The following is a 7,453-nucleotide window of genomic DNA, read 5'->3' on the forward strand; positions in this document are numbered from 1 at the left end:
GGTAATTACCGCCTAATATCAGCTTTTATAAATGGCTCTATGAGGTTTGAGGAACACAAAGACGTTGACTGAATCTTAGTACCTAACAAATTATCAGTTTTTATGAATTATCCTAAAGAAAACATAAAAACACTCATTCGTCAATTTATAATAGGTAAATTTGATTGTAACAGCTTTACATAGAGTTTAATACGTTAATTTACAAATAGTAAGAATGTCGGTGGGATAGGAAACCACAAAATAAATAATTAAAATATTTAAATAATAAAATTATGAGTTATTCAGTACAAAACAAAGTCGCTTTAGTAACAGGTGCAAACAGAGGAATTGGTAAAACGATAGTAGAATCGTTAATAAATCACGGAGCTAAAAAGGTATATTTGGCCGTTCGTGATGTAAATTCAACTAAGGATTTAGAAGAAAAATTTGGGGATAAAGTAATTACCGTTCAGGCAGATGTATCTGATACGGCATCAATCCAAGCATTAGCGCAGCAAACAACTGATGTGGATATTGTCGTAAACAACGCAGGTGTAGGGACTCCTCAATCAGTCCTTGGTGAAGATATTGAAAAAGATTTTGCTTTTCAATTAGAAGTAAACGCTTTTGGTTTACTACGTGTGGCTAATGCTTTTGCTAAAACATTAGAAGCAAATAAAGGAGCTTTAGTTCAAATGAACTCCATAGCGTCGATTAAAAACTTTCCCCACCTTTCTACCTACTCTGCCTCAAAAGCGGCGTCATATTCATTAACACAAGCATTAAGAACAGAATTAGGACCAAAAGGGGTTACTGTACTAAGTGTTCACCCGGGTCCAGTCGCAACAGCTATGGCAGTTGCCGCAGGTTTTGAAAATCCTGCCGATACTACAGTCGTTTCTGAAGGAATTATTAATGCACTTGAAGCAGGTGATTTTCACTTATTTCCAGACGAAATGGCAAAGCAAATTGAAGCAGCTTATCAAAGTTTCTCTGATAATGTTATAATGGTAGATTTCTCTGAATAATAAATTAAAACAAGGAAGGGGTTTCACTTTGAAACTTCTTCTGAAGAATATTTGAAATTTAATTTAATTAAATCCAAAAAAATGAAAAAAATAGCAATTAATGGGATGGGGCGAATAGGAAGAGCCGCACTCAAAGTAATATTAGACACACCAAATTTGGAATTAGTAGCAGTAAATGATATCGTTTCTGCAGAAAACATTGCATACCTAATTAAATATGATTCTGTTTATGGGGTTTATGAAAAGGAAGTAACGTTTGATGATAATAATCTTATTATAGATGGTAAAAAAATTCAATATAATTCAGTTGGTAATCCAGAAGAATTACCTTGGAAAGAAAACAATATTGATGTAGTAATTGAAAGCACAGGTTTTTTTACAGCAAGTGAGGATGCCAAAAGACATATTAAAGCCGGGGCCAAATCTGTAATAATATCTGCGCCTACAAAAAGCGAAGATATACCAAGCGTAGTTCACGGCGTCAATTCTGCAGATGGAAAAACCGATGTCTTTTCTTGTGCAAGTTGTACCACAAATAATATTAGCCCCATAGTTGAAGTCCTTGGGCGTAGAATTGGGATTAAAAAAGCTATAATGACAACAATTCATGCCTACACAGCTTCACAAGCAATAGTTGATGCGCCTTCTAAAAAGAACTTTAGAATGGGACGTTCAGGAGCTAATAATATAGTGCCAACATCAACAGGAGCTGCTATCGCTACAACAAAGGTATTGCCTGAGTTTAAAGGTAAATTTGATGGAGTTGCTTTGCGTGTTCCTATTCCTGTAGGTTCTATTTCAGATTTAACTTTTGTAACGGAACGTCCTGTAACGGTTGAAGAAATAAATGCAATTTTTGAAGAAGAAGCTGCCACAGAAAGATACAATAACGTATTATCAACGACTACGGAACCTCTAGTGTCGTCAGATATCGTTAAAAACCCTTACGCCTCAACAGTTGATTTGAGTATGACAAGGGTTGTTGATGGAGATCTATTAAAAGTAATGACTTGGTATGATAACGAATGGGGATTTACCAATCAAATGATACGTCAAATTTTAGCAGAACTATAAATTGGCATCTTGAGAAGATAAGTGCAGCCTTTATGGGTTTCCTTTTATCTTCTAAATAAAAAGAACAGAAATGCGATATTCAACAGAATGAAAGCTTGCTTTAGTACAGGAAAGATGTAACGGAACTGATACTAATCTTTGAGTAAAATGGATATTTCAAAATAGAATATTAAAAAGAAATTAAATATTAAAAATAGAAGCAATGATAAAATTAACCGTACTATACCCTAACACACCGGATTTAAAATTTGATAAAGAATATTACGTAAATAAACACGGGCAATTACTTACAGATTTGCTGGGTGATGCTATAATTTCGTCTGATGTAAATATGGGAATTGCTGGTGGTGCTCCTGATACAACAGCGCCTTATGTCGTAATTGCGAACATGGTTTTTGAATCTATGGAGTCGTTTGAACAGTCTTTTGGAGCCAATGCTGAAAAGATTATGGCCGATCTTCCAAATTTTACGAATGTTCAGCCACAAGTTCAAATTAGTGAGCTTTTATAAATATACTGGCTTATTAAAGACCGATGAAGTTTTGGTATGAAAATCGTGACGGTATCTTATTACTAACGAATCGAAAACATTAAGAAGATACTTGGAATCGCCCTTTAACAGATGAATCTTGGAAAAAGTTGAGATGGGATAATAGTAAATTTAATAACAGTCTTAGAGAAGGTTTTTAAAAACAAAACTAATTTAATCAGCATGGTAATACAGGATATCAACATAAAAAAGATAACGCAGCAATGTATCAAAAACGTATTTAGAACAAATACAAATGAGGTTGGCTTTATTCATCTTGATTTCGGGAAAAATTTAACGCCCTACCAATTTAGGGCGATTATGGTGGGTCTTAAGGAAGAGTTAGCAAAGTTCACTGCTGTTAAATATGACAAAGAATTAAGCTATCATTGGCTTGTACGTTTTGACCAGCAAGTCAATACCCCTTTTCACGTAGATAATGCAGCTGATCAATCTCTTTTGATGTTGGGATACGAACCAAGTGAAATAGAAAGTGAGTTGCACATAGCAGATTATCATAAATATGCGAATGAAAGCAAGGCTGCAACAAAGGATTATCTTAAAAAATTCACGCCAATATTTAAAGACGAAGAGTCAAAACTAGCGCCTTATGCCACTAAAGTAAACTTAGTTCAAAGCGATACTTATACAATTGTTTTAATCAATAACAGCAACCCAAAGTCCGCTCCAGAAACCTTAGGTGTGTTCCATAAGGCAGTAATCGTAAAACCAGATTTAAGCAAAAGTAGAATAGTGAACTCAATGGTTCTAAATATGTTGCCAAAAGGGACAGTCAATGAGAATGGACTTAGTGACAAAGAATTTTTAGACAATGGTGTTATAAGTAAATAACTGATCCCATTTAACCGTGCTAATGAAGGAGACAACGGAAGAAAAAAGTTCAGTAAAATCTAAAATTAATAACTAAAAATATAAAAATATAATGATAAAAGTAAGCGTAATGTACCCAAACGGTACCGACACAAAATTTGATGTAGATTATTACAAAAACTCACACCTTCCTATGATTAAGGAAGCTTTAGGAGATGCCTTAAAAGGAATGGAATTCACTGTAGGAATAGGAGGTAGGGTTCCTGGGGCATTAGCGCCTTATTTTGCCATAGTAGATTTAAAATTTGATTCTGTTGAATCATTTCAATCCTCTTTTGGGCCTCATGCAGCAAAATTTGCAGCTGATGTACCTAATTACACTAATGTAGAAGGAGAACTTCAAATTAGTGAGATTGTTTAATGATCTAGTTTAACTCAAATAAATGCAAAAGCGACTTAGGAATCTTTCTTAAGTCGCTTTTTTCATGTCTAAATAGAACGTTTTTATTGTCGTCTTTGAATTAAATTACGCTTGTAGTCCTTAATATAGAATTAAGCCATTAAAACGCATGAAAATGACAACTCTGGATGTTTATAGATCAATCAAGCCTTGTTCTTTTTCTTTCCCTGCTACTATTTCTAAGTGTTGATAGCTATATTTTGAAATCTTTTGGGTTCGGGTGTTATTTCTTTAACTAATTTCTACACTTTATTTCTTTTTGAAAATGAATGGCAATAGCCCAGATAGTAGCGGCATCCTCTTGTGGCATCCCGATTTTTATCGGGAGCCACAAGAGATATAGCGAATAGCTGGAAAAAGCTCCTAAAAAAACACCCCCAAATAGCGTAATGCTTTTTGGGGGTAGTCTAAACCATACTGGTTTTTATATTATAGGGACTCAATCAAAAGCCAAGCTTCTGGATTGTCGTTTTTCTGAATTTCTTTCTTGGCTTTATCTGCTTCGGCAAATGTGGCATAACTACCATAAAGGACAGGGTAAAGGCCATATTTATTAATACCGATGCGTCTGGCTTTGTATCCTTGGTCAGAAAGACGTTTGAATATTTTATCTGCATTTGCTTCCTCTCTAAAAGCGCCTGCCATAATATGATACGACATCTTACTTTCTTTTATAGAAAGGGTTACCGCTGGCATTGGGCTTTTTATAAAGAAAGTAGCTTCTTGAATTTTATTGTTTACTTGTTTTTGAACGGCTGTTTCAACTAGTACAGTTTCGGTAGCAATTTGATTTTGATATGCGGTATAACCCACACTCGCAGTTAATCCTAATCCTAAAACAAAAATGGCGGCATATTTTAAATAAGAACGACCGCTTCTTTCTTCAGTATCTAAAGTGATAACAGCGTTTTCTTCAATTGCTTCTATTTTTTGTTCAAAAATTTCTCTTTTTACAGCTGGAGAAACAAAGGCGCTTAAACCGAAAGAGCTCGTCAAATAATTAGTTTGATCTAAAGGTTTAAAAACAATGTTATTGTCTGCGTTAAGGCTGATGTCTCCAACATTTTTTATCGAAAAGCTTCCATTTGCTTCCAATGCTTTTTTCCAAGTCAATACTTCGTACTGAATAGCACTTACTGCATAATCATAAGAGGTTTTCTCTGATTGAGCAATATGATTGGCTAAAAGGCCATCGTTATTTTTCAGATTGGCATTGAAAGAAATCATTTTTTTTGGAGGAAAAAATGAATTTGCGCTTTCAACCCACTTGGCTGATTGGATTTCAGTCAAAAATGCACCGAATCCAGGAACGGTAACACATTGATAACGATATAAAAGCTGCGCGATGTAAGGTTCGATGTTCATATCGACAAAGTTATACAATGAAAATAGTTATCAAAATTTTATTCACAATTTTTATTAACAATCAGCGCAATTTTTTTATACATTTCAACTACAAATAATTAGCATGACAGAACAAGATTTATTTTATCTTTTGGCATTACAAAGAGTGGAGGGTGTAGGTGATATTATGGCCAAAAAGCTGCTCACTCATTGTGGTTCTGCCGAGGCAGTTTTTAAAACTAAAGCCACGCAACTTGCTGCCATTGATGGTGTGGGTTCGATTTTACTTAAAAATCTAAAGAATCAAACTGTTTTTGACAAAGCAAATGCAGAGCTGGAGTTCATACGAACGAACGCGATCAATGTGGCGCATTTTCAAGGCGACAATTATCCCGATCGTTTGAAACATTGCATCGACGGACCACTTTTATTGTTCACCTCTGGAAATATCGATTTAAAAAACCGAAAAATAATCAGTATTGTGGGCACGCGCCAAATCACTTCCTACGGAACGGAGTTTTGCCGGAAGCTGATTGAGGATTTGGCTCCGCTGGATCCTATCATCGTAAGTGGTTTTGCATATGGCGTTGATATTGTCGCGCATCAATTGGCGATGGAAAACAATTTACAAACGATAGGCGTAGTGGCGCACGGTTTGAATCAAATCTATCCCAAAACCCATAAAAAATATGTCGCTAAAGTCGAAGAGAATGGAGGTTTCATGACCGAGTTCTGGAGTTCCTCGAATCCCGAAAAGGAAAATTTCGTAAGAAGAAACCGGATCGTAGCGGGAATGTCTGAGGCGACCATCGTTATAGAATCTGCTGATCGAGGCGGTTCCTTGATTACGGCTAACATGGCCAACGATTACAACCGCGATGTTTTTGCTGTTCCGGGTCGTGTAACTGATAAATACAGCGCAGGCTGTAACAACCTTATAAAAACGCAAAAAGCAAATGTGCTCACTAGCGCAGCTGATTTGGTTTATATACTGAATTGGGACATTCAAAAAGAAACAAAACCCGTACAAAAACAATTGTTTGTGACTCTCGAGGACGATGAACAAAAAGTGTATGATTTTCTTTTAAAAACGGGAAAAGAACTAATGGATATCATTGCCCTGCGTTGTGATTTTCCCATTTATAAAATTTCAGGAATGTTGCTAAATATGGAACTGAAAGGTGTGGTACGGCCGTTGCCGGGAAAATTGTTTGAGGCGATATAAACTAAAGTAAATAAACCGCAGATTCGCAGATTTTTAATTTTTTTAAATCTGCGAATCTGCGGTTTAATTTTTTTAACTAGATAACTTCAAAGTCTAATTCGTGCCCTTTAAAAATTAGAATACTCCCAGTCTACTTCATACTTTAGTAATTTATCGTTCTTTATTTTTTCTAAAACATAAACTTTAAAGTATTTATTAAAACCAGCTACAGGAAATATAATAGATGTTCTGTTATTTGATTTCCTTTTAACTTCTTCTTTTTTATTTTTAAAATAGTGAAAGGCATTCTGCTGTAAATCGGCAGGGTTATCCAGTTTTATTTTTTGTAAAAGGTCTACTGAACAAGTGTCAGCTTTGTGATTTTTTTTATAAACAAATGTCTCTCCTTTTATATAAAAATAGATTTCGTGCTTAACTTTTTTTTTCACTGCATTACTAACAGTAGAGTCAAAAAAAACATATTTAATGGGTTTTAAATACTTATCTTCCCCTTTATAGAATCTAAAGAAATCACTAGCCTTTGTTTGAGCATTTACAAAAGTAGTTGCCACAAGGAATAATATATAAAATACATTTTTCATAATTAATTACAATTTGAAGGGCATCATAAAACTCCGTTTCTGTAAAACAAACTGCAGGTTTTAAAAAGTGGCATACTGCCATTCCACTTCGCGCCTAATTACTTTATTAGCATTTACTTTTTCAAAGATATAAATCTTAAAGTATTTATGAGTGCGCGATATGGGCATTGATTTTGGAACTTTTGTATTGGTTTTTCTTTCGTACTCTTCAATTTTTTTCATAAAGTAGTTATCTTGTTCTTCATGTAATCTCCTGCTACTTTGTAGCTTTGTTTTTTTTAAAATGGCAATTGAAAGGGTATCTGTTTTATGTCTTTTTTTAATATACTAGATTCAATTAATTAATGCAACTCTCAGGAAAAAAGATAGGATAATTTTTTCAAAAGAAAGGACATTTAAGTC

The 7,453-nt window shown here is 34.5% G+C and carries 9 protein-coding genes; 6 read left to right on the top strand and 3 right to left on the bottom strand.

From position 1 onward, the window contains the following. Window positions 1-272: 272 nt before the first annotated feature. The 5 genes from QO182_RS14270 to QO182_RS14290 all read left to right on the top strand — a co-directional run bounded on the left by QO182_RS14270 (window position 273) and on the right by QO182_RS14290 (window position 3,862). Window positions 273-1,007 (top strand): SDR family oxidoreductase, encoded by a 735-nt coding sequence (locus QO182_RS14270; protein ID WP_371562287.1) that lies wholly within the window; start codon window positions 273-275, stop codon window positions 1,005-1,007. Between the two features lie 81 nt (window positions 1,008-1,088). After that, window positions 1,089-2,081: a type I glyceraldehyde-3-phosphate dehydrogenase gene (gap, locus tag QO182_RS14275; protein WP_371538035.1), complete on the top strand. Its 993-nt coding sequence runs from the start codon at window positions 1,089-1,091 to the stop codon at window positions 2,079-2,081. Window positions 2,082-2,283: 202 nt separating this feature from the next. Next, window positions 2,284-2,592, top strand: a complete 309-nt coding sequence (locus tag QO182_RS14280) for an EthD family reductase (RefSeq protein ID WP_371538037.1) — start codon at window positions 2,284-2,286, stop codon at window positions 2,590-2,592. A 201-nt stretch (window positions 2,593-2,793) separates the two neighbouring features. Beyond that, window positions 2,794-3,462 (top strand): hypothetical protein, encoded by a 669-nt coding sequence (locus QO182_RS14285; RefSeq protein ID WP_371562289.1) that lies wholly within the window; start codon window positions 2,794-2,796, stop codon window positions 3,460-3,462. A 91-nt stretch (window positions 3,463-3,553) separates the two neighbouring features. Then, window positions 3,554-3,862: an EthD family reductase gene (locus QO182_RS14290; protein ID WP_371538041.1), complete on the top strand. Its 309-nt coding sequence runs from the start codon at window positions 3,554-3,556 to the stop codon at window positions 3,860-3,862. Window positions 3,863-4,330: 468 nt separating this feature from the next. Here the strand turns inward: QO182_RS14290 and QO182_RS14295 are convergent, their stop codons facing one another. Beyond that, window positions 4,331-5,266, bottom strand: coding sequence for an SPOR domain-containing protein (locus QO182_RS14295; protein WP_371562290.1), 936 nt, complete (start codon window positions 5,264-5,266; stop codon window positions 4,331-4,333). 103 nt (window positions 5,267-5,369) lie between these two features. Between QO182_RS14295 and dprA the strand changes: the two genes are divergently transcribed. Beyond that, window positions 5,370-6,470 (top strand): DNA-processing protein DprA, encoded by a 1,101-nt coding sequence (gene dprA, locus QO182_RS14300; protein ID WP_371538046.1) that lies wholly within the window; start codon window positions 5,370-5,372, stop codon window positions 6,468-6,470. 107 nt (window positions 6,471-6,577) lie between these two features. Here dprA and QO182_RS14305 read toward each other — a convergent pair whose 3' ends face one another. Beyond that, a complete protein-coding gene (locus QO182_RS14305) occupies window positions 6,578-7,051 on the bottom strand; it encodes a hypothetical protein (RefSeq protein ID WP_371538049.1) in 474 nt (157 codons plus the stop codon). A 60-nt stretch (window positions 7,052-7,111) separates the two neighbouring features. Beyond that, window positions 7,112-7,273, bottom strand: coding sequence for a hypothetical protein (locus tag QO182_RS14310; protein ID WP_371538051.1), 162 nt, complete (start codon window positions 7,271-7,273; stop codon window positions 7,112-7,114). Between the last annotated feature and the right edge of the window lie 180 nt (window positions 7,274-7,453).

The sequence above is a fragment of the Flavobacterium sp. Arc2 genome (assembly GCF_041431385.1).
Taxonomy (GTDB): Bacteria; Bacteroidota; Bacteroidia; order Flavobacteriales; family Flavobacteriaceae; genus Flavobacterium.

Coding starts and splice junctions, on each gene's coding strand:
- QO182_RS14285 (WP_371562289.1), top strand. CDS start 2,794: ATGGTAATACAGGATATCAACATAAAAAAGATAACGCAGCAATGTATC.
- QO182_RS14270 (WP_371562287.1), top strand. CDS start 273: ATGAGTTATTCAGTACAAAACAAAGTCGCTTTAGTAACAGGTGCAAAC.
- QO182_RS14280 (WP_371538037.1), top strand. CDS start 2,284: ATGATAAAATTAACCGTACTATACCCTAACACACCGGATTTAAAATTT.
- QO182_RS14305 (WP_371538049.1), bottom strand. CDS start 7,051: ATGAAAAATGTATTTTATATATTATTCCTTGTGGCAACTACTTTTGTA.
- dprA (WP_371538046.1), top strand. CDS start 5,370: ATGACAGAACAAGATTTATTTTATCTTTTGGCATTACAAAGAGTGGAG.
- QO182_RS14310 (WP_371538051.1), bottom strand. CDS start 7,273: ATGAAAAAAATTGAAGAGTACGAAAGAAAAACCAATACAAAAGTTCCA.
- QO182_RS14290 (WP_371538041.1), top strand. CDS start 3,554: ATGATAAAAGTAAGCGTAATGTACCCAAACGGTACCGACACAAAATTT.
- gap (WP_371538035.1), top strand. CDS start 1,089: ATGAAAAAAATAGCAATTAATGGGATGGGGCGAATAGGAAGAGCCGCA.
- QO182_RS14295 (WP_371562290.1), bottom strand. CDS start 5,266: ATGAACATCGAACCTTACATCGCGCAGCTTTTATATCGTTATCAATGT.